A 23,033-nucleotide genomic window follows, 5' to 3' on the forward strand; every position below is an offset into this window, starting at 1 on the left:
CGCCAGTGGCCAGGACGGCGTAGCCGCAATCGTTCACGGCAGCGGCGACGGGTCCTGACCCTGCAGCAGGGCCTCCTGGCGCCGCTGCTCCTGCTCGGGGTCGGTCAGCAGATCCTCCTCCTCCAGGGGGGCAGGGGCTCGATCACCACCTCCTCGGCGGAGCGCGGCGGTTCGCGCCACTGCCAGCGCCGGCCGGGCGCCCTGGCCGCGCAGAGGGCCTCCAGCTCGCCCTCGAGGGCCTGGCGCACGTCATCGCGAGCCACCGCCTCGAAGAACTCGGGCCGGCTCGCCAGACCCGAGCTGAAGGGCGCGGTGCCGTTGCCGTTGAACAACCGGGCCGCATCGGGAATCCAGCGGGGACGGCAGACCCCCGGGCGGCTGGTGTCGGTCTCCAGCCAGATGTGGAGGCCATAGCCGTCGGGCTGACTCACCACCGCCAGTCCGTCGTGGGGACTGTGGCGCGGCAGGGGGTAGATGGCCCAGCTGATGGGCGATCCGCGCTGGCAGCCGATCAGGGCGGGCAGGAGCAGCAGGGCCAGCAGCGGTGCCAGGCGCTCAGACTGGGCCACTCGACCCGCAACCGCTCTCATCCATGGTGCTCACCCACTCCACCATGCTGCCCCTCGGCTCGCCGCTGCCGGAGCTGGATCTCGAGCGCATCGACGGCGGCCGCCTCAGGGGCGGCGATCTGGCCGGGCGGCCGCTGCTGGTGCTGTTTCTCTGCGCCCACTGCCCCTACGTGCGCCACGTCGAGCCCGAGCTCAGCCGCCTGGAGCGCGAGTACGGCTCCAGGGTGCAGCTGCTGGCCATCGCCAGCAACAGCCTGATCACCCACCCCCAGGACGGTCCTGACCAGCTGCGGGAGCAGGCACGCAGCAATGGCTGGCGCTTCCCCTACCTGCTCGATCCGGACCAGACGGCGGCCCGGGCCTTCCGGGCGGCCTGCACCCCCGACCCGTTCCTGTTCGACGCCGACCATCGCCTCGTCTACCGGGGTCAGCTCGATGGCAGTCGCCCGGGCAGCGATGTGCCTCTGGACGGGCGCGATCTGCGCGCCGCCCTGGAGGCCCTGCTGGCGGGGTCGCCGCCCCTGGAGCCTCAGATCGCGGCCATGGGCTGCAACATCAAATGGCATCCCGGCCAGGAACCCGACTGGTTCGGCTGAGCCTCGGCTGCACAGGCCGGGTCGCCTATGGTCTCCGCCATGCAGGTCCCGCCCTTCAGCCTGAGCGCCCAGATCGAGACGCTCGGCTCCGAACTCGATGCGGCGGTTCTCGAGGTGGTCCGCAGCGGTCAGTACATCGGCGGCCCGGCGATCGGACGCTTCGAATCAGCCTTCGCCGCCAGCCTCGATGTGGCCCACGCCGTGGGCTGCAACAGCGGCACCGACGCCCTGATCCTGGGCCTGCGTGCGCTGGGCATCGGTCCCGGCGACGAGGTGATCACCAGCTCGTTCAGCTTTTTCGCGACGGCCGAAGCCATCAGCGCGGTGGGCGCCAGGCCCGTGTTCGTGGACGTGGACCCCACCACGTACCTGATGGACCTTGAGCGGGTGGAGGCGGCGATCACGCCAGCCACCCGGGCACTGATGCCGGTGCATCTGTTCGGCCGGGCCGTTCCCATGGATCGGCTCTGCAGCCTGGCGCGCCGCCGGGGTCTGCGGGTGATCGAGGACTGCGCCCAGGCCAGCGGCGCCCGCTGGGACGGCCGGGCGGTGGGCACCTGGGGTGATGTGGGCTGCTTCAGCTTCTTCCCCACCAAGAACCTCGGAGCGGCGGGTGATGGCGGTGCCGTCACCTGCTCCGATCCGGAGCTGGCCCGCAGCGTGCGAGAGCTCGCCGTGCACGGCATGCCGCGCCGCTACCTGCACACCCGCCTCGGCTACAACAGCCGGCTGGACACCGTCCAGGCCGCCGTGCTCAACGTGAAGCTGCCGCGGTTGCGGCAGTGGCTGCAACAGCGACGGGCCGTGGCCCTCCGCTATCTGGATGCGCTGCGGGACATCCCCAACCTCACCCTGCCGGACCCCGGGGACTCGGGCCATTCCTGGAATCAGTTCGTGGTGCGGGTGCGGGCCACACCCGATCTGATCGACCGTCTTCCCTCCGCCGGCGACGCTGCGGGGTCGATCGCCGCCCGCTGCCGCGACTGGCTGCAGCAGCAGCTGCGGGACGCCGGCATCAACACGATCATCTATTACCCGATCCCGATCCATCTGCAGCCGGCCTACAGCGGTCTGGGTCTTGAACGCGGCTGCCTGCCGGTCACCGAGCTGCTCACCGATGAGGTGCTGAGCCTTCCGATGTTCCCGGAGCTCACCGCCGAGCAGCAGCAGGCAGTGTGCGACAGCCTGCGCCGCATCCTCAGCGACGCGATGGCCGGGGTGCGGAGCTAGCGCAGACCGGCGTGCAGCGCCTTGAAGCGGCGCTGCTGCACGGCGTGGTCCACCACCGGCTCCGGATAGCCGCGGCGTTCCAGCGGCGCGATGGTGCCCCGAACCAGATCGGAGCTGGCCACATGGGCCAGCTCCGGCAGCCAGGTGCGGATGTAGTCGCCATCGGGATCGAAGCGGGCCGCCTGGGTGTACGGGTTGAAGATCCGCAGGGGCTTGGGGTCCATGCCGCTGCTGGCACTCCACTGCCAGCCGCCGTTGTTGGCGGCCAGATCACCATCCACCAGGTGCTCCATGAAGGTGCGCTCGCCCCAGCGCCAGTCGCAGATCAGATCCTTGACCAGGAATGAGGCCACGATCATGCGGCAGCGGTTGTGCATCCAGCCGCTGGCCCGCAGCTGACGCATGGCGGCATCCACGATCGGCACACCGGTGAGCCCGTCGCGCCAGGCCTGGAAGTGTCCGGGGTCGTTGTCCCAGGGGAAGGCCCGCCACTGGCTCCGGTAGGGGCCCTCCGCCAGCTCCGGGAAGTGGAACAGGGCCTGCTGATAGAACTCGCGCCAGGCCAGCTCCTGCCGCCAGACCTCGATCGACTGGCGGCCCTCCTCGCTGCGCACCTCGGTCAGGGCCTCGGCGGAGGCCTGCCAGGCCTGGCGGGGACTGAGGGTGCCGAACTTCAGGGCCGCGCTGAGGCCGGAGGTTCCCGCGGCGCCGGGGAGGTTCCGGCCGGGCTCGTAGTCGAGCAGCGGCGCCGCGGGCCCCGAAGCGCCGCAGAACCGCTGCAGCTGATCGATCGCCGCCGCTTCCCCCGGGCGGCACGGGCAGAGGGCATGGCCGGCGAAGCCGGACGCCATGGCGGCCAGCTCCGCGCTGGCCTGCGGCAGCATCGGATCCGCCTTGCCGGCCTCGGAGCCGCTGAGGGACGGGCCGGCGTCCACCAGTCCGGAGGGGGCGGCAACGGGGACCGGGACACCGTCCGGGCGCTCGAGCTGGGCAAACCAGCGCCGCCGGTAGGGGCCGTAGACCCGGTAGGGATCGCCGGAACCGGTGAGCAGCCGCTCGGGTGGCACCAGCAGCTGGTCCCAGTCCGCCATGACGCGGCGACCGCCCGCCTGGAGGGCCGCCGCCACCCTCCGGTCCCGCTCGCGGCCGGCCGGCTCCACATCCCGGTTCCAGACCACCGCCTCGGCGTTGAGCCGCTCGGCCAGCGCCGGCAGCAGCTGCGCCGGATCACCCCGCAGGATCAGCAGCCGGCTGCCGGCTGCGCTCCAGCTCCGCTGCAGCTCCCGCAGGCTCTCGGCCAGAAACCAGAGGCGGGCCGGTGCCATCGGTGGATGGCCTGGTGCCGAGGCGCCGGCATCCGCCGGCTGCAGGATCGCCGGATCGAGCACGAACACCCCGGTGAGGGCGGGCGTGGCCTCGGCGGCGGCCCGCAGGCCCAGATTGTCGGCCAGGCGCAGGTCGCGCCGGTGCCAGAAGATCCAGCGGGGCGGCCCTTCGGTGCCCCGCATCACCACCCCAGCACCTGCCGGGCCCGATACCAGGCGGTGACGGTCTTGCCATCGAGGGCTTCGGACCCGTCGGCCAGACGCCGGTCGAGCTCGTCGGCGGGCATGTGCAGCACCTCCAGATCCTCATCCTCATCACCGGCGGGACGCTCCTGCAGGGGCGTGAGCTGCCGGGCCAGGAAGAGATGGATCACCTCGTCGGAATAGCCGGGGCAGGGCAGCATCAGGCCGAGGTCGTCCCAGCGGGCGGCGCTGTAGCCGGCCTCCTCCCCCAGCTCCCGCTGCATCGAGCCGAGGGGATCCTCCCCCTCCTCCAGCGTGCCGGCGGGGAATTCCAGCAGCCTGCGGGCCACCGCGAAGCGGTACTGGCGCAGGATCACCACCCGACCGTCATCGGTGACGGGCACCGCCAGGGCGGCTCCCGGGTGGCGGATCAGCCCGTAGCTGCCCTCGTGGCCCATGGGCAGGCGGAGCCGGTTGATCTCGAAGCGGATCCGGCGCGCCTGGAGGGCTCCCTCCTCGGCGATGAAACGTGAGGGCTCCGGCTCCGGCAGCGGTGGCATGCAACGAGGGGGGCGAACGCCATCAGCATGGCCTCTCGGCCTCGGCGGCGGCGGGCTCACTCGGGCCAGCCGCGACTGCCGGGCAGGCGTTGCGGGGGCGACGGTTCCCGGGGAAGGGCCGCCAGGGCGAGTGCGGCCGAACGGCCGTCAGGGAGGCTCAGCCCGGGATCGATGGCGGCCAGGGGAGCCAGCACGAAGCTGCGCCGGGCCAGGCGCGGATGGGGCAACTGCAGCGCCGGTTCCGAGCTGGTGCAGGCCCCGAACCAGAGCAGGTCGAGATCGAGGCTGCGCGGGCCCCAGCGCACCCCGCGCTCCCGGCCGAAGGCCGTCTCGAGGGCCTGGAGCCCCGCCAGCAGGTCCCGGGCCCGGGCGAGCCCCGCCGGCGGCTCCGGCCAGCGGATCAGCAGCGCCGCGTTCAGGTAGTCCGGCTGGGCGGGCCCTCCCACCGGCGCGGTGCGGAACTGGGGCGACCAGAGCAGAGCCTCGGGCCTCCAGGCGGCGATGAGCGCCTCCAGGCGCGGCCGGACGGCCGCCAGCGTGTCCGCGGGCCGGCCGAGGTTGGCGCCGAGGGCGATGGCGGCGGTCGCCGCCACGGCGGGCGGGCATGGGGGCGGAGGCAAGATTGGGAGCCCTCGGACGACGCGGCGGAGATGGTGGTGAGCGGCGACCCCGGCATGCGCCGGAGCGGCCCGGAAGCCTCGCGGGCCTTTCCCCTGGCCGCGATCACCGGCCACGGCACCCTGAAGCTGGCCCTGATGCTGGCGGCCGTGGATCCCGCCCTGGGCGGAGTGATCCTGGCCGGGGGACGCGGCACGGGGAAGAGTGTGCTGGCGCGCGGCCTGCACGCCCTGCTGCCGCCGATCGATGAACTCGATCTCGGCCCGGCCTTCGCCGCCTTCCACATCGATCCCCAGCGCCCCCAGGACTGGGATGAGACGGTGCGGCAGCGCATCCGCGCGCTGGAGGGGGATGCGGGCGAGGCGACCACCACGACCGCGCCGCCCACACGGGTCGTGCCGGCGCCGTTCGTGCAGGTGCCGCTCGGAGTGAGCGAGGACCGGCTGGTGGGCTCGGTGGACGTGGCGGCCTCCCTGGAGCGGGGCGAGGCGGTGTTCCAGCCGGGACTGCTGGCGGAAGCGCACCGGGGCGTGCTCTTCCTCGATGAGATCAATCTGCTCGACGACGGGATCGTGAATCTGATCCTCGCCGCCACGGGCAGCGGCGTGAACCGGCTGGAACGGGAGGGCCTCAGCCAGAGCCATCCCTGCCGCCCGCTCCTGATCGCCACCTTCAACCCGGAGGAGGGGGCCGTGCGGGATCACCTGCTCGATCGCTTCGCCATCGCCCTCTCGGCCGACCAGGTGCTGACCGCCGAGCAGCGGGTGCAGGTGACCGAGTCGGTGCTCGATCACGGTGAGGCCTGGGACGGCTTCCAGCAGCGCTGGGCGGAGGAGAGCGACGCCCTCGCGACCCAGCTGCTCCTGGCCCGGCAGTGGCTGCCGGATGTGCGCATCAGCTCCGAGCAGCTGCGCTACCTGGTGGGCGAGGCCCTGCGGGGCGGCGTCGAGGGCCACCGGGCGGAGCTGTTCGCCGCCCGGGTGGCCCGCGCCCATGCGGCCCTCAGCGGCCGTGACCGGGTGGAGGCCGATGACCTTGAGGTGGCGGTGCGGCTGGTGATCGCCCCCCGGGCCCGTCAGCAACCACCGCAGGACCCCGAGCAGCCGATGGAGCCCCCGCCGCCCCCGCCGGCTGACGAGAGTCCGGAACCGCCCCAGGGAAGCGAGGCGGAGTCCGAGCCGGACAGCGGCGAGTCCGAGGAGCAGGAGAGCGACAGCGAGGACGACCAGGACCAGGCCCCGCCCTCGGTGCCGGAGGAGTTTCTGCTGGATCCCGAGGCGGTGGCCGTGGATCCGGATCTGCTCCTGTTCGCCTCGGCCCGCTCGCGGGCCGGCAGCAGCGGCAGCCGTTCGGTCGTGCTGAGCGACAGCCGCGGGCGCTACGTCCGGCCGGTGCTGCCGCGGGGGCCGGTCCGGCGCATCGCGGTGGATGCCACCCTGCGCGCCGCCGCCCCGCACCAGAAGTCCCGGCGGGCGCGGCAGCCCGGCCGGCCCGTGATCGTGGAGGAGAGCGACCTCAGGGCCAAGCAGCTGCAGCGCCGCACCGGTGCCCTGGTGATCTTCCTGGTGGATGCCAGTGGCTCGATGGCCCTGAACCGCATGCAGAGCGCCAAGGGGGCCGTGATCCGGCTGCTGAGCGAGGCCTATGAAAACCGCGACGAAGTGGCCCTGATCCCCTTCCGGGGCGACCGGGCCGAGGTGCTGCTGCCTCCCACCCGCTCGATCACGGCTGCACGGCGGCGGCTGGAGACCATGCCCTGCGGCGGCGGCTCACCTCTGGCCCATGGCCTCAGCCAGGCCGCACGCGTCGGCGCCAACGCCATGGCGACGGGGGACCTGGGCCAGGTGGTGGTGGTGGCGATCACCGACGGCCGGGGCAACGTGCCCCTGAGCACCTCCCTCGGCCAGCCGCAGCTCGAGGGCGAGGCGGCGGTGGACCTCAAGCAGGAGGTGCTGGACGTCGCGGCGCGCTACCGCTCCCTCGGGCTGCGGCTACTGGTGATCGACACCGAGCGGCGCTTCATCGGCAGCGGCATGGGGCCGGATCTGGCCCAGGCGGCCGGCGGCCGCTACGTGGCCCTGCCCAAGGCGAGCGATCAGGCGATCGCCGCCATCGCCCTGGATGCGATTCAGGGGGTCTGAGCCGGCTCTTCGGGAGCGGTCCGGGCCGGGTAGAGCTCCTCGAAGAAGGCACCGAGGCCGATCGTGACGCTGCGCACGGCGGAGACGAACTGCGGATCGGCGGTGAGCTGCTCCACCTGACCTCCCACGGCATCGATCTTTGCGGTCAGTTCCCGGGCATTGACCAGGGTGCGCCGCAGGTCGCTGATGGTCTCGGGGGAGTCAAACGCTGCCGTGATGTTGTCCACATGGGCGGCGGCACTGGCGGCCCGTTCGGTGGCGGTCTGGAGATTGGCGAGCACGGGCTCCGCCCTCGACACCGTGGCGCGCAGATCGGTGATCAGTCGGCCCACGTCCTGGGTCACGGCGTCGGCCTGCTCCATGAACAGCTCGGCCTCCGCCGCCGTCTCGGTGAACTGCTGCGTGGAGCGCACCAGCTCATCGACCAGGTTCTGTCGCTCGGCCTCGCTCAGCAGCCGCTGCATGGTCTCGGTCACCGTCTCCAGGCTCGGCGCCCGCACACCCGGCACGGCATCGCCGTTGCAGAGGATCAGCTCGGCGGGGCAATCCTCGGCCAGGGGCCCGGGCACCGGCTCGCGCGGGATCGTCCCCTGGCTCACCAGAGCCACCTGGGCATCGCCACCGAGAAGGGATCCCGCGGCCACCGTCGCCGTCACCGGCAGGGGCAGGGTCAGGGTGTCGTCGTGGAGGTCGAGCAGCGCATGAACGGCGTCGGGACGCACCGACACCGAGCGCACACTGCCCACCACCACCCCGCGGAAGGTGACCGGTGAGCGGGCCGCCAGACCACCGGCATCGGCGAAGCTCGCATCGAGCGTCCAGGTGCGGGACGCCAGATTCACACCCCGCAGCCACAGCCAGAACAGGCCGGCTCCCACGACCGCCCCGACCAGGGAGAAGCCCACGATCGCTTCCCGGACGCTGCGGCGCATTGATCAGAGCTCCGCGGGCTGCATCGGTCCGTCGAGGCTACCGCTGCGGAACTGGCGCACGTAGGCGTTGTCGCTGCAGCGAAAGTCCTCCACGCTGCCGGTCCAGCGGAAGCGACCGTCGTAGAGCAGCACCACCCGTTCGGCCGCCCGCTCGATCGTGCTGATCACATGGCTGACCACCACCGAACAGCCGCAGGCCACCTGGGTGGTGGTGACGATCAGATCCTCGATCCGGGTGCTGGCGACGGGGTCGAGACCAGCGGTGGGTTCATCGAAGAGCAGCAGCGGCTGCTGACCATCCGGCCGGGCGGGATCGTCGATCAGGGCGCGGGCGAAGCTGACCCGCTTCTGCATGCCACCGCTCAGCTCGGAGGGAAGCAGCGATTCGATGCCCGAAAGCCCCACCGCGGCCAGGGCCCGGGCCACCCGCTCGCGGATCTCGCTCGCCGGAATCCGGCCCTGGCGATAGAGGAGAAAGCCCACGTTCTCCTGCACCGTGAGCGAGGCGAGCAGAGCGGGACTCTGGAACACGAGCCGCACATCGGGCGGGTGGCGCTGGTCCAGACGCAGATAGCGCTGCGGCGCCCCGAACAGCTCGAGCTCGCCGCTACTGGGCAGGATGAGGCCCGCGAGGATGCGAAGGATGGTGGACTTGCCGGCGCCGGATGGTCCCACCACCGCCAGACGCTCGCCGGGATGGAGGGTGAGGTCGATGTCATCGAGCACCAGGCGGGACCCCCAGCGCATGCCCAGGGAGCGCATCGCCACCACCGGCGGTGAGGCCCCGCTGCCGACCCCGTCCGTGGAGTCGCAGGGACGCGCAGCGGAAGGCCGGGCCATCGCGGAGTCGGGCGTCGCCTCAGCTTGCCATCAACGAGCGGGACGCAGGGGGCAGCAGGGGCTGTCCGCCCTTCGTACAGTCCCAGCATCCTGAGGGGGCCTCGAAGATCTTGCGCGCCAGGCCGCCCACGCTCCCGCCCCATGGTGAGCCGGCCCACGACGCGGGGCTGGTGAGCCGCTCCTGGCGCGCCGTGCGCTGGCTGCAGCCGGGGCTGGTGGTGAAGCGCTGGCTGGTGACCTCCGGCCTGGGCCTGGTGGTGGCGCTGCTGGGTGCGGCCATCTGGGCGGACTTCAAGCCCGTCTACTGGACCCTGGAGACGGTGGAGTGGCTGCTCCAGACCCTCACCTCCGCCATGCCGAGGCAGGTGACCGGTCCGGCGATTCTGCTGCTGGGCGTCGGCCTGGTGATCTGGGGCCAGAGCCGCAGCTTCGGGTCGATCCAGCGGGCTCTGGCGCCGGAGAAGGACACCTCGCTGCTGGACGCCCTGCGGGCCCAGAACCGCCTCGACCGGGGACCGGCCATCGTCGCCATCGGCGGGGGAACCGGTCTCTCCACCCTCCTCAGCGGCCTGAAGCGCTACAGCAGCCGCATCACGGCCATCGTCACCGTGGCCGATGACGGCGGCAGCAGCGGCGTGCTGCGCAGGGAGCTCGGCGTGCAGCCCCCCGGCGACATCCGCAACTGCCTGGCCGCCCTCTCCACCGAGGAGCCCCTGCTCACCCGCCTGTTCCAGTACCGCTTCCCCAACCGCAGCGGCCTGGCGGGCCACAGTTTCGGCAACCTCTTTCTCACGGCCCTCGCCGCCATCACCGGCAGCCTGGAATCGGCGATCACCGCCAGCGGCCGCGTGCTCGCGGTCCAGGGCCAGGTGGTGCCGGCCACCAGCGCCGATGTGCGGCTCTGGGCCGATCTGGAGGACGGCCGCCGCCTCGAGGGCGAATCAGCGATCGGGAAGGCCAGTGCACCGATCCGGCGTCTGGGCTGCACGCCCGAAACGCCGGCTGCCCTGCCCAGAGCCCTGGAGGCCATTGCCGGTGCCGATCTGATCGTGCTGGGTCCCGGCAGCCTCTACACCTCGCTGCTGCCGAATCTGCTGGTGCCCGACCTAGTGCAGGCTCTGCTGCAGAGCCGGGCGCCCAGGCTGTACGTCTGCAACCTGATGACCCAGCCCGGCGAGACCGATGGGCTGGATGTGGAGGGTCACCTGCGGGCGATCGAATCCCAGCTGAGTCAGCTGGGGGTGGAGGAACTGCTCTTCCCCGCGGTGCTCGTTCAGGAACCGATCCGCAATCGCGGCCTGCTGGAGCACTACGCCCGGCACGGCGCCATGCCCGTGGCGTGTCCCACCGCCCGGCTGCGCCGGCAGGGGTATGAGGTGATGCAGGCGCCACTGCTGAGCAACCGCACCGATGGCGTGCGCCACGATCCCCGCAGCCTGGCGATCGCCGTGATGCGCTTCTACCGCAGGCATCGTTCGGGACTGGAACAGTCGCTGCGCCAGCAGATGGCCGACCGGCTGAGCTGAAGACAGCCGGCTGGGCTGAGGACAGACGACGAATAGCAGCCGTGCCGTGAGCCCGGGGTTCAGTACGCGTCCTGGAGTTCGTAGAAGTCCTGCTGGACGTAGTCCTTGCGGAGGGGGTAGCCCTTCCAGTCCTCCGGCATCAGCAGACGCTTCGGATGGGGATGGCCCTCGAAGCGGATGCCGAACATGTCGAAGGTCTCACGCTCCTGCCAGTCGGCACCGCGGAACAGGCCGTAGAGGCTCGGGATGGACAGCTCGCCATCCCGCTCGAGGAACACCTTCAGCCGCACCTCGGCCGGCCGGGCGTCGGGCGCCGGCGAGGGATTGGCGGACGCCGCCAGAGCGACGAGGTGATAGAAGCTCACCAGTCGTCCGCCCGGACCTTCGTCGTAGCCGCCCTGGCACTGGAGGTAGTCGAAGCCATGGCCCTTCAGGGCCGCGGCGATCACCGGCAGGAACAGCGGCTCGACGCCGATCATCTCCACCCCCTTGTGATCGGGGGCGAGCACGGCGTGCTCGAAGCCCTGTTCGCTCAGCCAGGCGCTGACGGGGCCGGGAGCGGGAGGAGCCGGGGCGGCGGGTGCTGCGGCGGCGGGCTTGGATTCAGGCATCGGAGCTGGGCGGAGTGGCGGTGGCGGGAACGGCGTCGGTGCTCTCGGGCAGGGGCAGCCCGGCTCCGGGCGCGAGGGCGGCCTGCTGGGTCTCCGCCCGCAGATAGGCACCCGTGACCTCCGGGGCCACCTCCTTCATGGCGTGCTCCACGGTGAGGTAACGGTGGGTGGGCTTGAGCAGAGCCCGCTCCATCACGGATTCATTGGCCACCTTCTTGCGCAGCTTGATCACGGCGTCGAAGATCGCCTCCGGCCGGGGCGGGCAGCCCGGCAGGTAGAGGTCCACGGGGATCAGCTTGTCCACACCCCGGACCGCCGTGGTGGAGTCGGCCGAGAACATGCCGCCGGTGATGGTGCAGGCACCCATGGCGATCACGTACTTGGGTTCGGGCATCTGCTCGTAGAGACGCACCAGGGCCGGGGCCATCTTCATGGTCACCGTGCCGGCGACGATCAGCAGATCGGCCTGCCGCGGCGAGCTGCGGGGCACCAGACCGAAACGATCGAAGTCGAAGCGGGACCCGATCAGCGCCGCGAACTCGATGAAGCAGCAGGCGGTGCCGTAGAGGAGAGGCCAGAGGCTGCTGAGGCGGGCCCAGTTGTGCAGGTCCTCCAGGCTGGTGAGGATCACGTTCTCCGAAAGGCCGGTGGTGACCTGGGGAGCACCGACCGGCTGGCAGGAGCTGGCCCTGAGATCGCGCAGGGCGGCGATCGAGGACGGTTCGGTAGCGGCGGGCGAGGAACCTGGGGAAGCGGCGGAGGGACTCACGGGGGAGAGCAGGTGAGGGACGGGACCCACGCCGAAGGGTGGGCCGCGGGATCGGTGGAGCGTCAGGGCAGCGGGCCGGGCCGACGGGAGGCGTCAGCCCATCAGCTCCATTCCAGAGCTCCCTTGCGCCAGGCGTAGGCGAGGGCAACCACGAGAATGGAGATGAACACGAGAGCCTCGATGAAGGCCAGCAGCCCGAGCCGGTGAAAGGCAACGGCCCAGGGATAGAGAAAGACGGTCTCCACGTCGAAGATCACGAAGACCAGAGCGAACATGTAGTAGCGGATATTGAACTGAATCCAGGCACCACCGATCGGCTCCATGCCGGATTCGTAGGTGAGCTGGCGCTCGCCCGAACGGCTGGAGGGAGCCACCACCTTGTTGGCCACGATCGCCAGCACCGGAACGGCGGCGGCGATCAGCAGAAACCCGAGAAAGGCGTCGTAGCCGGAAAGAACGAACATCACGACGGACAACCTCGGCGCAGTCTGGCATCGGAACTCGCCCGGGCGGAGTGCACCGATACAGTCGACCCTGAGACCCGACGAGGACAGGGTGAGCGACGAGCAGCCCGGCCAGACGGCACCTTCCGAACCGATGGCGGAGCCGGCACCGGCCACCGATGACGCCGCAGCGGCGATCACCGATGCGGCGGAGCCCATTGAGGAGGCCGTCGAGGACACATCGGAGCACCGCTTCGAGTGCCGCAGCTGCGGGTTCGTCTACGACCCCGCCGAGGGCCTGAAGAAACTGGCGATCGCACCGGGAACCCCGTTCACCGATCTGGATCCCATCAGCTTCCGCTGCCCCGTCTGCCGCAGCCGGATGCCCGCTTTCCGCGACATCGGCCCCCGCAGCAAACCCTCCGGTTTCGAGGAGAACCTCGATTTCGGCCTCGGCGTGAACCGGCTCACCCCCGGTCAGAAGAACGTGCTGATCTTCGGCGGCTTCGCCCTCGCCTTCGCCTTCTTCCTTTCGCTCTATTCCCTGCGCTGATCCATGGCTTCCCGCCCGAACGCCCCCTCCCTGCCCGCGCTGGCGCTCAGCCTGCTGATCGCCCTCAGCCTCGGACTGGGCGGCTGTGTGGCCACCGGGCTGCCGACGGCGAGTGTGAGCCCCTGGGAGCGGATCGACCTCGACGTGGTCGCCAATCCCCTGGATGTGGCCTTCACCGATGCACGCCACGGCTTCCTCGTGGGGAGCAACCGGATGATCCTGGAGACCCAGGACGGCGGCGCCAGCTGGGATCCCAAGCAGCTGACCCTGCCGGAGGAGGAGAACTTCCGGCTGATCAGCATCGACTTCGACGGCGACGACGGCTGGATCGCGGGCCAGCCCGGCCTGCTGATGCACAGCAGCGACGGCGGCGCCAACTGGACGCGTCTGTTTCTCGACACCAAGCTGCCCGGTGAGCCCTATCTGATCACGGCCCTCGGCCGCGGACGGGCCGAACTGGCCACCAATGTGGGCGCGATCTACCACACCGATGACAGCGGCAACAGCTGGGAAGCGGACGTGACCGACGCCGCCGGCGCCGTGAGGGATCTGCGCCGCGACGAGCGTGGCCGCTACGTGAGCGTGAGCAGCCTGGGCAACTTCTATGCCACCTGGGCTCCTGGCGATCCGGTGTGGCAGGTGCACCAGCGGGCCAGCAGCCAGCGGCTGCAGAGCCTCGGCTTCCAACCCGGCGGCGATCTGTGGATGGTCGCCCGCGGCGCCCAGATCCGTCTGAACGAGGACCCCTCCGACCAGGAGAGCTGGAGCAAGCCGATCGTTCCCATCACCAACGGCTACGGCTATCTCGATCTGGCCTGGGACGGCGATGGAACCATCTGGGCCGGCGGCGGCAACGGCACCCTCCTGAGCAGCCGTGATGGCGGCGAGAGCTGGGAGCGGGATCCGGTCGGCCGCGACAGCGCCACCAATTTCACCCGCTTCGTCTTTTCGCCCGACGGCAAGGCCTTCGTGCTCGGGGAGCGGGGCCTGCTGCTGCGCCGCGTGGCCTGAGCGGCGTGGGCTGAGCCGAGTGAGCTGAACAGGGCTCCCGCCGGAGTTTGTAACCGTGCGTCCGGACGGGCCGCGGGCCCGGACGTGGGCCCCGTAGGATCACCGGGCTGATTTGCCCGATGCGATGGCTGCCGGCTCCACAGGGGAACGCCCCTTCTTCGAGATCATCACGAGCATCCGCTACTGGGTGATCCACGCGGTGACCCTCCCCGCCATCTTCCTGGCCGGCTTCCTGTTCGTGTCCACCGGCCTGGCCTACGACGCCTTCGGCACCCCAAGGCCCGATGCCTACTTCCAGAGCCAGGAGAGCAAGGCTCCCGTTGTGAGCCAGCGCTACGAAGGCAAGAGCCAGCTGGATCTGCGTCTGAAATAAACCCCGCATTCCCCGTCCCGACCCCAGTCATGACCCAGGCCCCCACCACCGGTTCACCGCGCGTTTACCCGATCTTCACGGTCCGCTGGCTCGCTGTGCACACACTCGGCGTCCCCACGGTCTTCTTTCTCGGAGCCCTGGCCGCCATGCAGTTCGTCCGTCGCTGATCCGAGCTCCCTTCCCATGGAACGCAACCCCAACCCCAACAACCTGCCGGTTGAGCTCAACCGCACCAGCCTCTATCTGGGCCTGCTGCTGGTGTTCGTGACCGGCGTTCTGTTCTCCAGCTACTTCTTCAACTGACGCCAGCCACCATCGGCTGAGCCGTCCGAGCCCGACCGACGTCTTCCTCCCACTCCGCCATGAGCAGCAAAGCCTCCAACCTTCCTGACGGACGCATTCCCGATCGCCTGCCCGACGGCCGGCCGGCCGTGGCCTGGCGCTCCCGCTGGACCGAAGGCACTCTGCCCCTCTGGATCGTGGCCACAGCCGGAGGCATGGCCGTGATCTTCGTGGTGGGTCTGTTCTTCTATGGCTCCTACACCGGCGTCGGTTCCGCCTGAGCCTCGCCATCAGCCGTAGCCGCCACGCCCCGGACCCGATCAGGTTCCGGGGCTTTTTTCGTTGTGGTGAACCCTCGCGGTGGTCCCGCGGGCAGCGCAAGAGCAGCGCATCGGAGGTCAGGCTCAGACGCCTGATGTGGCCAGGATCAGCAACGGCGTCACCAGCGCCAGCAGCAGCGACAACGGCAGACCGAAGCGCAGATAGTCGAGAAAGCGGTACCCGCCCGGGCCCCGCACCATCAGGTTGGTCTGGTACCCGATCGGGGTCAGGAAACTCTGGCTCGAGGCGAAGACCACGGTGAGGACGAACGGCATCGCCTCCAGTCCCATCGACTGAGAGAGCTGCACGGCCAGTGGCAGGAGCAGCACCACCGTGGCGCCGTTGCTGAGCACTTCCGTGGCCAGCATGGTGGCGCCGTAGAGGGCCACCATGGCGGGATAGGCCGGCCAGGAGCCCAGAGCCTGCTGCAGCCCGTCGGCGGCGGCGGCAGCCAGCCCGGTGCGCTCCACCGCGGTGGAGAGCGCCAGCAGGGAAGCCAGCAGCAGATAGAGATCCCAGCGCACCGCCCTCTGGAGCCGGCTGGCATCGATGCAGCCGCTCACCACCACGGCCACCACCCCCAGCAGCACCGCCGCCACCAGGGGCACCGCGCCCGTTCCCGCCAGCAGAAGCACGATGGCGAACACGCCGAGGGCGAGCCGGCGCTTGGGGGTGGTGGGCAGATCCGGCTCGAGGTCATCGAGCACCAGCACCTCACCGCTGGCCTGCAGACCCCGCACCGCATCCAGGGGAGCCTGAAGCAGCAGCAGATCGCCGGCCCGCAGAACGATCCGCCCCATGCGTTCGCTGAGCAGCTGGCCGGCGCGCTTCACGGCGAGCACCGTGGCGTTGAAGCGCTGCCGGAAGCGGATCTCGCGCATGCTGGTGCCCACAAGGATCGACTGGGCCGGGATCAGCACCTCGGTGGTGAGGCGCGTGTCCGCCACCGCGGGGCCATCGGCTCCGTCCTCGATCTGAACAGTGTGGTCCTGCTGAAGCCGCAGCAGGTCCTGGCGGGAGCAGCGCAGCATCAGGCGATCGCCGATGTCCAGCCGGATGTCGGAGAGAGGCCCCCCCAGCACGGCGCCATCGCGGCGCAGGGCGAGCACGTCCACATCGAAGCGTCGCTGCAGTCGGCTGCCGTGGAGGGTCTGACCCACCAGCTGGGAGCCGGAAGGGATGCGCACCTCGGTCAGGTAGCCCTCCCTGCTCATGCGGCGGAGGGTATCGCGCGGGTCCTCGCCACGATCCGGCAGGCGGTCGGAGGCCAGGATCAGGTAGCCGCTTCCCAGCAACCAGACCGGCAGACCAACGGCGGTGAGAGAGAAGAATCCAAGACTCCCCACACCGAGGCGAGCACTCACATCGCTGGCCAGAAGCGAGGTGGACGTTCCGATCAGGGTGAGGGTTCCCCCAGGATCGAGGCATAGGACAAGGGGATCAGGACGCGAGACGGTCGGATCCCGCGCCGTTGACACCAGGTCTCCAGCACCCTGAGCAGACTCGCCACCAAAGGGGTGTTGGGCACGACTCCGGACACCGGTCCCACCACCAGAGCCAGAAAGGCCACCATGCGCCGGGGGCTGCGAATCCTGTCGGAACTGAGCAGCTCCCGCAACCGATCCAGCGCCCCGGAGTGAAACAGGGCATCGGAGAGAACGAACAGCCCGAGCAGGGTGATCAAGGGCGGACTGGCGAAGCCGGCCAGCGCCTCCTCGGGGGCGAGCACCCCAAGACCGATGAGCATGCCCATCGCTCCGAGCGCCACCACCTCCGGTGCGAGCCAGCTGCCCAGGAAGCAGGACAGAGTGGCGACGAGCACCAGCAGCGTGATCCAGGCTGGAGCGGTCATCGGCGAAGGATTGCGGTCCCGACCCGGAACGCCACAATTCCCCAGTGGAAGGACCGGACCGGGATCAATCGCAGGCCACGGGCCGACGGCGGCTTGGATGGCGCAGCGGTGGTGCCGGACTCCTCATCGCCCTGATGCTTGCCGGGATGCTGGGAATGCAACTCGGAGCAGCGCGCTGGCGCTTCCGTCGCCAGTGGTGGCAGCTGCAGGGCCTGGCGGCTGGGGCCGCGATCGGAGGGATCGTGGGATACGCGAGCGGCCGGGCAGGCCGGTCTCGGGGGGACCGCTGATCGCTCGCCGAGAAGGATCCCGTTCACACTCCAGACCAGGACCGGTACCACTCGGCGAAGCGCTGCACGCCCGTCTCGATCGGGGTGGAGGGGCGGAAGCCCACCCAGGCCTCCAGAGCGCGGGTGTCGGCGGCCGTGGCCTCCACGTCACCCGGCTGCATCGGCTGGAGGTCGCGGATGGCGTCCCGGCCCAGGGCCTGCTCCAGCACGCTGATGAAGTGCAGCAGGGGAACGGGCTGGGAGTTGCCGATGTTGAACAGCCGGTGCGGCGCCGCCGCCGTGGCCGGATCGGGATCAAAGGGATCGAAGCCGGGATCCGGCGTGGCCGGTTTGTCGATGCAGCGCAGCACGCCTTCAACGATGTCGTCGATGTAGGTGAAATCGCGCTGCATCCGCCCATGGTTGAACACACGGATCGGCTCGCCGGCCAGGATGGCGCGTGCGAAGAGCATGGGCGCCATGTCCGGCCGGCCCCAGGGGCCGTAGACCGTGAAGAAGCGCAGGCCGGTGCCGGGCAGCCCATAGAGGTGGCTGTAGGTGTGGGCCATCAGCTCGTTGGCCTTCTTGCTGGCCGCATAGAGGCTCACCGGGTGATTGACCGGCTGCCGCTCGCTGAAGGGGAGGTTGCGGTTGCCGCCGTAGACCGAGCTGCTGGAGGCATAGACCAGGTGCTCCACCTCCTGGTGGCGGCAGCCCTCGAGCACGTGGCCGAAGCCCACCAGATTGCTCTGCACGTAGGCGGCCGGGTTGTCCAGCGAATAGCGCACGCCTGCCTGGGCCGCCAGGTTCACCACCCGGTCCGGCCGCAGCGAGGCGAAGCAGGCGGCGATGCCGTCACCGTCGGCCAGATCCAGGGTCAGGAAGCGCCAGGGGGAGTCCGGCGCACCATCGCGGCGGCCGCAGGCGCCGGCCACCTGCTCCAGGCCCTCCAGGCGGGCCCGCTTCAGGGCCGGGTCGTAGTAGCTGTTGAGGTTGTCGAGGCCGACCACCCGCTCGCCCCGTTCCAGCAGGCGGGCGCAGAGGGCCGCGCCGATGAAGCCCGCGGCACCGGTGACCAGGATCGGACGGGCGCTCACCCGGGCAGGGCCCGCATCAGGCTGCCCATCTCCAGCGCCTGCATGGCGTAGGACCAGCCGAGATTGCTCTTGATGCCGGCCCGTTCCAGGGCCTGCTGCATCGTGTCGGTGGTGAGCACCCCGAAGATCACGGGAACGCCCGATTCCCGCGCCGCCGTGGCGATGCCCTTGCTGGCCTCGGCCACGACCACATCGAAGTGGGGGGTGTCGCCGCGGATCACGGCACCCAGGGTGATCACCACCTCATAGCGCTCGCTCTCGGCCAGGGTCTGGGCAAGCAGCGGCAGCTCGAAACTACCCGGCACCCAGGCGATGTCGAGCTGACTGCTGGTCTCGGAGGTGTCGATGCCGTGCCGGGAGAGGCAGTCGAGGCAGCCGCTCAGCAGCTTGCCGGTGATCAGGTCGTTGAAGCGGGCCACCACCACGGCGATGCGCAGGTCGGAGGCGTCGCTGAAGCGACCTTCGAAACGTGCCAAGGGGAAGTCAGACCACGAAGAAGCTCATGCCCCAGTTGAGCAGCACCAGCACCACCCAGAAGGCACTGCCGATCAGGATCAGACGGTTGGAGCGGCCGCTGTCCTCGCTCGAGGCGTAGAGCACGGGCACGGCGACGATCAGCGCGAACGACATCACCACCAGGGCCAGAACGGTGAGGGTGTTGAGGATCTGCATGGGTTGCTGCCGGCCGGATCGGGACTGTCCGGAATCGCCACGACGCGGATTCTCACACGTGACTCGCCGGAACCCCGGCCGCGGCCGCCGGTTCCGTCACATGTTGTCGGGCTCCCGCATCCGCCAGGCCTACGATCCGCAGCCTGTGGATGGAAGCCGCCTCCATGCCGGTGCAGTCCCAGGCGCTGCAGGGAAGCCTGTTCGGTGGACCTGAGGAGGCCGAGCAGCAGACGGCGCTGCCGCTTCCGGCCGCTGACGATCCGGCCCCCGGAGACGATCAGGACCTGATCGAGGACGCGGCGGTGCGGCCCCGTCGCCCGGCCGGCGGCAGCGCCGGAGCCCAGGAGCCCCCGCAGGAGAGCGAGCCCCGGAGCGAGGCACAGAGCGACGCGGCGGGCGATACAGCGGGCAATGAAGCGGGCGACGACGACCGCCCGCGCTGGCACCACCACGCCCTGCCGGACCGCAGCGCCCTCACGCCGATGCTGCGGCACTACGTGGAGCTCAAGGCCGCCCATCCGGAGCGGCTGCTGCTCTACCGGCTCGGCGACTTCTTCGAGTGCTTCTTCGAGGATGCGATCACCGTGTCGCGGGTGCTGGAGCTGACCCTCACAGGGAAGGAGGGCGGCCGCCAGATCGGCCGGGTGCCGATGGCGGGCCTGCCCCATCACGCCGCCGACCGCTACTGCGGCGAGCTGATCCGGCGCGGTCACAGCGTGGCCCTGTGCGATCAGCTCGAGACCACCCCCAGCCGGGGCAGCCTGCTGCGGCGGGGCATCACCCGCGTGCTGACCCCCGGCACGGTGATCGAGGAGGGGATGCTCAGCGCCCGGCGCAACAACTGGCTCTGCGCCGTGGTGCTGCAGGAGGCCGACTGGGGCCTGGCGGTGGCCGATGTGAGCACCGGCGAGTTCCGCGTGAGCCAGGGCCGCGGCAGCGGCCCGCTCAACCAGGCCCTGCTGCAGCTGGAGGCGGCCGAGCTGGTGCTGCCCGACGACGCAGCCGGCGAGGGCGCTGCCGGCGACGCCGCGGTGACCCGCCCGGCCTGGTGCCCCGAGGCCCTGCAGATCACTCCCACGGCCCGCAGCCCCTTCGAGACGGCCCAGGCCCGGGCCCTGCTGCGGCAGCGTTACCAGCTCCGCAGCCTGGAGGGGCTGGGGCTGACGGAGGTGCCCCTGGCGGAGCGGGCCGCCGGCGGCCTGCTGGCCTACATCAACGACACCCAGCCCGCCCCGAGGCGGAGGGAGCGGCGGCCGCACCCGCGCCGGACCGGCTGCCCCTCGACCGGCCACGGCTGCAGCACAGCGACGCGCACCTGGTGCTCGATGCCCAGACCCGCCGCAACCTGGAGCTGACCCGCACCCAGCGCGACGGCCTGTTCCAGGGATCCCTGCTCTGGGCCCTGGACCGCACGCTCACGGCCATGGGGGGGCGCTGCCTGCGCCGCTGGCTGGAGGAGCCGCTGCGGCAGCTGGAGCCGATCCGCCAGCGCCAGAACGCCATCGGGGAGCTGGTGGAGAGCCGGTCCCGGCGGCTGGCGCTGCGCCGCCTGCTGCGGGCGATGGGAGATCTGGAGCGCCTGGCCGGCCGGGCCGGGGCCGGCACCGCCTCCCCCCGTGACCTGATCGCCCTGGCCGATGGCATCGAGCGCCTGCCCCAGCTGGCCGAGCACAGCGCCGGCTGCAGCAGCGCCCCCCTGGCCGCGCTCCAGCACAGCGATCCGGAGCTGACGGCACTGGCGGCGTCGATCCGGGGCACCCTGATGCCGGAGCCGCCCCTGAGCCTGAGCGAGGGCGGACTGATCCTCGACGGGGTCGACCCCCTCCTCGACGGGCTGCGCAACCGCCTCGATGACCAGCAGGCCTGGCTGAGCCAGCAGGAGCGGGCCGAGCGCAGCGCCAGCGGCAACCCCAACCTGCGCCTGCAGTACCACCGCACCTTCGGCTACTTCCTGGCGGTGAGCCGGGCCCGGGCCCGCGAGGTGCCCGAGCACTGGATCCGCCGCCAGACGCTGGCCAGTGAGGAGCGCTTCGTGACGCCGGAGCTCAAGGCCCGGGAGGGAGCGATCCTGCAGCTGCGGGCCCGGGCGGCCCAGCGGGAATACGAGCTCGTGCTGGCGCTGCGGGCCCGGGTGGGCGAGCAGGCCGAGCCCATCCGCGACGCCGCCCGGCGGGTGGCGGCCCTCGATGCCCTGGCCGGTCTGGCCGAGGTGGCCGCCACGGGGGACTACTGCCGGCCGGAGCTGAGCGAGGGGCGCGAGATCTGCATCGAGGCGGGCCGGCACCCGGTGGTGGAGCAGCTGCTGGTGGAGGAGCGCTTCACTGCCAACGATGTGGCTCTGGGGGAGGGCACCGACCTAGTGATCCTCACCGGGCCCAACGCCAGCGGCAAGAGCTGCTACCTGCGCCAGACCGGGCTGCTGCAGCTGATGGCCCAGATGGGCAGCTGGATCCCGGCACGCCGGGCCCGGCTGGGCCTGGCGGACCGAATCTTCACCCGGGTCGGGGCGGTGGATGACCTGGCGGCCGGCCAGTCCACCTTCATGGTGGAGATGGCCGAGACGGCCAACATCCTCCAGCACGCCGGCGATCGCTCGCTGGTGCTGCTCGATGAGATCGGGCGCGGCACCGCCACCTTCGACGGTCTCTCGATCGCCTGGGCCGTGGCCGAGCACCTGGCCGGCAGCCTGCGCTCCCGCACGATCTTCGCCACCCATTACCACGAGCTCAACGCCCTGGCGGGCGAGCTCGGCAACGCCGCCAACTTCCAGGTGCTGGTGGAGGAGACCGGGGAGGATCTGCTCTTCCCCCACCGGGTGGTTCCAGGCGGGGCGAGCCGCAGCTACGGCATCGAGGCGGCCCGGCTGGCCGGGGTGCCGCCATCGGTGGTGCAGCGGGCCCGCCAGGTTCTCGGCAGGATCGAAGCCGACGCCGGGCGGGCATGACCATCTTCTGTCTCGGGCGCAACCACCCCGATCTGCCGATCATGGCCAGCCCGCCCTCCGGCGCCGCGGAGGCTGCGTCGGGCTCCTGGCCGCCCGGTCAGGAGCCCGACGGTTGGCCGCTGGTGGCCGGCAAGGCGGACTCCAGCCTGAGCGGAGCCACCAGCCCGATCCCGATCACCCCGATCAACCGACAGGTGGACTGGGAGGCGGAGCTGGTGCTGCGAATCGGCACACCCGCCTTCCAGCTGCCGAAGATCGCCGCGGCCGGAGCGGTGATCGAGGCCTGGGGCGTCGGCAACGACGTGTCCGACCGCTGGTGGCAGCGCCGCGGCGGCGGTCAGTGGGTGAAGGGGAAATCCTTCCCCGGATTCGGCCCCTACAGCCTCAAGCAGCTCAAGGCCAGGGAGCCGGGCCCTCTGGATCTGGACCGGGAGCTGTGCTGCCGGCTCAACGGCACGGTGGTGCAGCAGGGCCGCCTGAGCGAGTACATCCACCCGCCGGAGGCGGTGGTGTGGCAGCTGAGCCAGGTGCTGAGGCTGCAGCCGGGCGATCTGATCTTCTGCGGCACCTTCCCCGGCTCGGGCTTCACCCGTGAACCGAAGCGGTTTCTGAAGCCCGGCGATGAGCTGATCACGGAGATCGAGGGACTCGGGCGGCTGGTGAACCCGGTGCAGGCCCTCAGTCCGCCATCGCCGGGGTGAGGGCTCTCAGCCCGAGGCGATCCCGCAGATCGGCCAGCGGCTCGCTCCAGTGCTCCTCCCAGCGCCAGCCGAGGAAGCCGGGGGCCCGCAGGCCGAGGTTGATGCCATCGGCGATCGCCTGCAGCAGCCGGCGGCGCTCTGCCGGTTCATCGGGAATGGCGCGGATCATCTTGGCCGCCATCAGCAGGCAGGTGGTGGGCGTGCAGGCCTGGGCGAAGGTGAAGGCGTTCATGCCGCACTCGCCCGCCTCGCTGGCATCGAACCCCAGCAGCACGTGCCAGATGTCGTGGGTGGCGCGCAGGCGATTCAGCACGTAGGCCAGATCGCTCTCCCCCTCCACGCCATGAAAGAAGTGCGGGTTGAAGTGGTGCACCTCCAGGAAGCGGGCGTAGGCCCGGCCGAGGCTGCCCTCCGGCATGGCCAGCAGCACATCGGTCTCGTGGGGGGCCGGCGCGTAGCGCTCGGCCACCAGGGAGGCGACCCGGTCGTCGCCCATCACGGCCTCCAGCATCTGGGCCTGCACCCCCCGCTCCTGGAAGAAGCGGCTGATCGAGGCGTTGTCGGCTGCATCTCCGGGCGACTCCATGTAGCGGACGAAGCCGGACAGATCCATGG

At 70.8% G+C, this 23,033-nt stretch carries 23 protein-coding genes and 3 pseudogenes; 12 read left to right on the plus strand and 14 right to left on the minus strand.

Annotated features, from left to right (window positions below; genetic code table 11):
* Positions 1-33: 33 nt before the first annotated feature.
* Positions 34-590, minus strand: a pseudogene (locus EVJ50_RS08800) (hypothetical protein).
* A 2-nt stretch (positions 591-592) separates the two neighbouring features.
* Between EVJ50_RS08800 and EVJ50_RS08805 the strand changes: the two are divergent.
* Together EVJ50_RS08805 and EVJ50_RS08810 are read left to right on the plus strand one after the other, a co-directional pair.
* On the plus strand, positions 593-1,165 hold the full coding sequence (locus EVJ50_RS08805; protein ID WP_150883527.1) for a thioredoxin family protein: 573 nt from the start codon (positions 593-595) through the stop codon (positions 1,163-1,165).
* 39 nt (positions 1,166-1,204) lie between these two features.
* Positions 1,205-2,395 (plus strand): DegT/DnrJ/EryC1/StrS aminotransferase family protein, encoded by a 1,191-nt coding sequence (locus tag EVJ50_RS08810; protein ID WP_150883528.1) that lies wholly within the window; start codon positions 1,205-1,207, stop codon positions 2,393-2,395.
* Here the strand turns inward: EVJ50_RS08810 and EVJ50_RS08815 are convergent.
* Genes EVJ50_RS08815 through folK form a run of 3 tightly spaced genes read right to left on the minus strand, consistent with a single transcriptional unit; the run spans position 2,392 to position 5,056 of the window.
* Positions 2,392-3,903 carry a deoxyribodipyrimidine photo-lyase gene (locus EVJ50_RS08815; RefSeq protein WP_150883529.1) on the minus strand — a complete coding sequence of 504 codons (1,512 nt, stop codon included), beginning with the start codon at positions 3,901-3,903 and terminating at the stop codon, positions 2,392-2,394. The genes EVJ50_RS08810 and EVJ50_RS08815 overlap by 4 nt on opposite strands.
* The gene (locus tag EVJ50_RS08820) at positions 3,903-4,463 is read right to left on the minus strand and encodes an NUDIX hydrolase (protein ID WP_150883530.1); all 561 of its coding nucleotides are present in this window, start codon (positions 4,461-4,463) and stop codon (positions 3,903-3,905) included. Before EVJ50_RS08820 ends, EVJ50_RS08815 begins: the two co-directional genes overlap by 1 nt.
* A gap of 56 nt (positions 4,464-4,519) precedes the next feature.
* Positions 4,520-5,056, minus strand: coding sequence for a 2-amino-4-hydroxy-6-hydroxymethyldihydropteridine diphosphokinase (gene folK, locus EVJ50_RS08825; protein WP_225322870.1), 537 nt, complete (start codon positions 5,054-5,056; stop codon positions 4,520-4,522).
* Positions 5,057-5,113: 57 nt separating this feature from the next.
* On the opposite strand from folK, the gene bchD reads away from it, so the two are divergent.
* Positions 5,114-7,222 carry a magnesium chelatase ATPase subunit D gene (gene bchD, locus EVJ50_RS08830; RefSeq protein ID WP_150883532.1) on the plus strand — a complete coding sequence of 703 codons (2,109 nt, stop codon included), beginning with the start codon at positions 5,114-5,116 and terminating at the stop codon, positions 7,220-7,222.
* On the opposite strand, the gene EVJ50_RS08835 is transcribed toward bchD, so the two are convergent.
* Both EVJ50_RS08835 and EVJ50_RS08840 read right to left on the minus strand, forming a co-directional pair.
* Positions 7,210-8,154 (minus strand): MlaD family protein, encoded by a 945-nt coding sequence (locus tag EVJ50_RS08835; RefSeq protein WP_150883533.1) that lies wholly within the window; start codon positions 8,152-8,154, stop codon positions 7,210-7,212. The two genes, bchD and EVJ50_RS08835, sit on opposite strands and share 13 nt — an antisense overlap.
* Before the next feature lie 3 nt (positions 8,155-8,157).
* Positions 8,158-8,916 (minus strand): ABC transporter ATP-binding protein, encoded by a 759-nt coding sequence (locus tag EVJ50_RS08840; RefSeq protein WP_225323184.1) that lies wholly within the window; start codon positions 8,914-8,916, stop codon positions 8,158-8,160.
* A gap of 188 nt (positions 8,917-9,104) precedes the next feature.
* On the opposite strand from EVJ50_RS08840, the gene yvcK reads away from it, so the two are divergent.
* Complete coding sequence (gene yvcK / locus EVJ50_RS08845; protein ID WP_225322871.1) at positions 9,105-10,520, plus strand: gluconeogenesis factor YvcK family protein; 1,416 nt, start codon at positions 9,105-9,107, stop codon at positions 10,518-10,520.
* A 59-nt stretch (positions 10,521-10,579) separates the two neighbouring features.
* Here yvcK and EVJ50_RS08850 read toward each other — a convergent pair whose 3' ends face one another.
* From EVJ50_RS08850 to EVJ50_RS08860, 3 genes are all read right to left on the minus strand, one after another.
* A complete protein-coding gene (locus tag EVJ50_RS08850; protein WP_150883535.1) occupies positions 10,580-11,131 on the minus strand; it encodes an NAD(P)H-quinone oxidoreductase subunit J in 552 nt (183 codons plus the stop codon).
* Positions 11,124-11,900, minus strand: coding sequence for an NADH-quinone oxidoreductase subunit NuoB (gene nuoB, locus EVJ50_RS08855; RefSeq protein ID WP_150883536.1), 777 nt, complete (start codon positions 11,898-11,900; stop codon positions 11,124-11,126). Before nuoB ends, EVJ50_RS08850 begins: the two co-directional genes overlap by 8 nt.
* A gap of 101 nt (positions 11,901-12,001) precedes the next feature.
* Positions 12,002-12,364, minus strand: a complete 363-nt coding sequence (locus EVJ50_RS08860) for an NAD(P)H-quinone oxidoreductase subunit 3 (protein WP_150883537.1) — start codon at positions 12,362-12,364, stop codon at positions 12,002-12,004.
* Between the two features lie 91 nt (positions 12,365-12,455).
* On the opposite strand from EVJ50_RS08860, the gene EVJ50_RS08865 reads away from it, so the two are divergent.
* The 6 genes from EVJ50_RS08865 to EVJ50_RS08890 all read left to right on the plus strand — a co-directional run bounded on the left by EVJ50_RS08865 (position 12,456) and on the right by EVJ50_RS08890 (position 14,843).
* A complete protein-coding gene (locus tag EVJ50_RS08865) occupies positions 12,456-12,896 on the plus strand; it encodes a rubredoxin (protein ID WP_370455475.1) in 441 nt (146 codons plus the stop codon).
* Positions 12,897-12,899: 3 nt separating this feature from the next.
* The gene (locus EVJ50_RS08870) at positions 12,900-13,907 is read left to right on the plus strand and encodes a photosynthesis system II assembly factor Ycf48 (RefSeq protein ID WP_150883538.1); all 1,008 of its coding nucleotides are present in this window, start codon (positions 12,900-12,902) and stop codon (positions 13,905-13,907) included.
* Positions 13,908-14,031: 124 nt separating this feature from the next.
* Complete coding sequence (gene psbE / locus EVJ50_RS08875; RefSeq protein WP_150883539.1) at positions 14,032-14,280, plus strand: cytochrome b559 subunit alpha; 249 nt, start codon at positions 14,032-14,034, stop codon at positions 14,278-14,280.
* A gap of 29 nt (positions 14,281-14,309) precedes the next feature.
* Positions 14,310-14,447 carry a cytochrome b559 subunit beta gene (gene psbF, locus EVJ50_RS08880; protein WP_150883540.1) on the plus strand — a complete coding sequence of 46 codons (138 nt, stop codon included), beginning with the start codon at positions 14,310-14,312 and terminating at the stop codon, positions 14,445-14,447.
* A gap of 16 nt (positions 14,448-14,463) precedes the next feature.
* On the plus strand, positions 14,464-14,583 hold the full coding sequence (locus EVJ50_RS08885) for a photosystem II reaction center protein L (RefSeq protein ID WP_150883541.1): 120 nt from the start codon (positions 14,464-14,466) through the stop codon (positions 14,581-14,583).
* A 59-nt stretch (positions 14,584-14,642) separates the two neighbouring features.
* Positions 14,643-14,843: a photosystem II reaction center protein J gene (locus EVJ50_RS08890; RefSeq protein ID WP_150883542.1), complete on the plus strand. Its 201-nt coding sequence runs from the start codon at positions 14,643-14,645 to the stop codon at positions 14,841-14,843.
* 123 nt (positions 14,844-14,966) lie between these two features.
* On the opposite strand, the pseudogene EVJ50_RS08895 reads toward EVJ50_RS08890, so the two are convergent.
* The 4 genes and pseudogenes from EVJ50_RS08895 to psbZ form a co-directional block, all read right to left on the minus strand.
* Positions 14,967-16,735: pseudogene (locus EVJ50_RS08895) on the minus strand (SLC13 family permease).
* A 313-nt stretch (positions 16,736-17,048) separates the two neighbouring features.
* The gene (locus EVJ50_RS08900; protein ID WP_150883543.1) at positions 17,049-18,101 is read right to left on the minus strand and encodes an NAD-dependent epimerase; all 1,053 of its coding nucleotides are present in this window, start codon (positions 18,099-18,101) and stop codon (positions 17,049-17,051) included.
* Positions 18,098-18,577 (minus strand): 6,7-dimethyl-8-ribityllumazine synthase, encoded by a 480-nt coding sequence (gene ribH / locus EVJ50_RS08905; RefSeq protein ID WP_150883544.1) that lies wholly within the window; start codon positions 18,575-18,577, stop codon positions 18,098-18,100. The genes EVJ50_RS08900 and ribH overlap by 4 nt, the downstream gene beginning before the upstream one ends.
* A 7-nt stretch (positions 18,578-18,584) precedes the next feature.
* Positions 18,585-18,773, minus strand: a complete 189-nt coding sequence (gene psbZ, locus EVJ50_RS08910; RefSeq protein ID WP_150883545.1) for a photosystem II reaction center protein PsbZ — start codon at positions 18,771-18,773, stop codon at positions 18,585-18,587.
* A gap of 149 nt (positions 18,774-18,922) precedes the next feature.
* Between psbZ and mutS the strand changes: the two are divergent.
* Positions 18,923-21,717, plus strand: a pseudogene (gene mutS / locus EVJ50_RS08915) (DNA mismatch repair protein MutS).
* The gene (locus EVJ50_RS08920) at positions 21,714-22,418 is read left to right on the plus strand and encodes a fumarylacetoacetate hydrolase family protein (RefSeq protein WP_150883546.1); all 705 of its coding nucleotides are present in this window, start codon (positions 21,714-21,716) and stop codon (positions 22,416-22,418) included. Before mutS ends, EVJ50_RS08920 begins: the two are co-directional and overlap by 4 nt.
* Here EVJ50_RS08920 and EVJ50_RS08925 read toward each other — a convergent pair.
* Positions 22,396-23,031 (minus strand): Coq4 family protein, encoded by a 636-nt coding sequence (locus tag EVJ50_RS08925; protein WP_150883547.1) that lies wholly within the window; start codon positions 23,029-23,031, stop codon positions 22,396-22,398. The two genes, EVJ50_RS08920 and EVJ50_RS08925, sit on opposite strands and share 23 nt — an antisense overlap.
* Between the last annotated feature and the right edge of the window lie 2 nt (positions 23,032-23,033).

The organism is Synechococcus sp. RSCCF101, from assembly GCF_008807075.1.
Lineage (GTDB): Bacteria > Cyanobacteriota > Cyanobacteriia > PCC-6307 > Cyanobiaceae > RSCCF101.

Bases quoted from the DNA above. Each gene is read 5' to 3' on its own strand.
- EVJ50_RS08805 (WP_150883527.1), top strand. From the start codon at position 593: ATGGTGCTCACCCACTCCACCATGCTGCCCCTCGGCTCGCCGCTGCCG.
- EVJ50_RS08810 (WP_150883528.1), top strand. From the start codon at position 1,205: ATGCAGGTCCCGCCCTTCAGCCTGAGCGCCCAGATCGAGACGCTCGGC.
- EVJ50_RS08815 (WP_150883529.1), bottom strand. From the start codon at position 3,903: ATGCGGGGCACCGAAGGGCCGCCCCGCTGGATCTTCTGGCACCGGCGC.
- EVJ50_RS08820 (WP_150883530.1), bottom strand. From the start codon at position 4,463: ATGCCACCGCTGCCGGAGCCGGAGCCCTCACGTTTCATCGCCGAGGAG.
- bchD (WP_150883532.1), top strand. From the start codon at position 5,114: ATGGTGGTGAGCGGCGACCCCGGCATGCGCCGGAGCGGCCCGGAAGCC.
- EVJ50_RS08835 (WP_150883533.1), bottom strand. From the start codon at position 8,154: ATGCGCCGCAGCGTCCGGGAAGCGATCGTGGGCTTCTCCCTGGTCGGG.
- EVJ50_RS08840 (WP_225323184.1), bottom strand. From the start codon at position 8,916: ATGCGCTCCCTGGGCATGCGCTGGGGGTCCCGCCTGGTGCTCGATGAC.
- EVJ50_RS08850 (WP_150883535.1), bottom strand. From the start codon at position 11,131: ATGCCTGAATCCAAGCCCGCCGCCGCAGCACCCGCCGCCCCGGCTCCT.
- EVJ50_RS08860 (WP_150883537.1), bottom strand. From the start codon at position 12,364: ATGTTCGTTCTTTCCGGCTACGACGCCTTTCTCGGGTTTCTGCTGATC.
- EVJ50_RS08870 (WP_150883538.1), top strand. From the start codon at position 12,900: ATGGCTTCCCGCCCGAACGCCCCCTCCCTGCCCGCGCTGGCGCTCAGC.
- psbE (WP_150883539.1), top strand. From the start codon at position 14,032: ATGGCTGCCGGCTCCACAGGGGAACGCCCCTTCTTCGAGATCATCACG.
- psbF (WP_150883540.1), top strand. From the start codon at position 14,310: ATGACCCAGGCCCCCACCACCGGTTCACCGCGCGTTTACCCGATCTTC.
- EVJ50_RS08885 (WP_150883541.1), top strand. From the start codon at position 14,464: ATGGAACGCAACCCCAACCCCAACAACCTGCCGGTTGAGCTCAACCGC.
- EVJ50_RS08890 (WP_150883542.1), top strand. From the start codon at position 14,643: ATGAGCAGCAAAGCCTCCAACCTTCCTGACGGACGCATTCCCGATCGC.
- psbZ (WP_150883545.1), bottom strand. From the start codon at position 18,773: ATGCAGATCCTCAACACCCTCACCGTTCTGGCCCTGGTGGTGATGTCG.
- EVJ50_RS08920 (WP_150883546.1), top strand. From the start codon at position 21,714: ATGACCATCTTCTGTCTCGGGCGCAACCACCCCGATCTGCCGATCATG.
- EVJ50_RS08925 (WP_150883547.1), bottom strand. From the start codon at position 23,031: ATGGATCTGTCCGGCTTCGTCCGCTACATGGAGTCGCCCGGAGATGCA.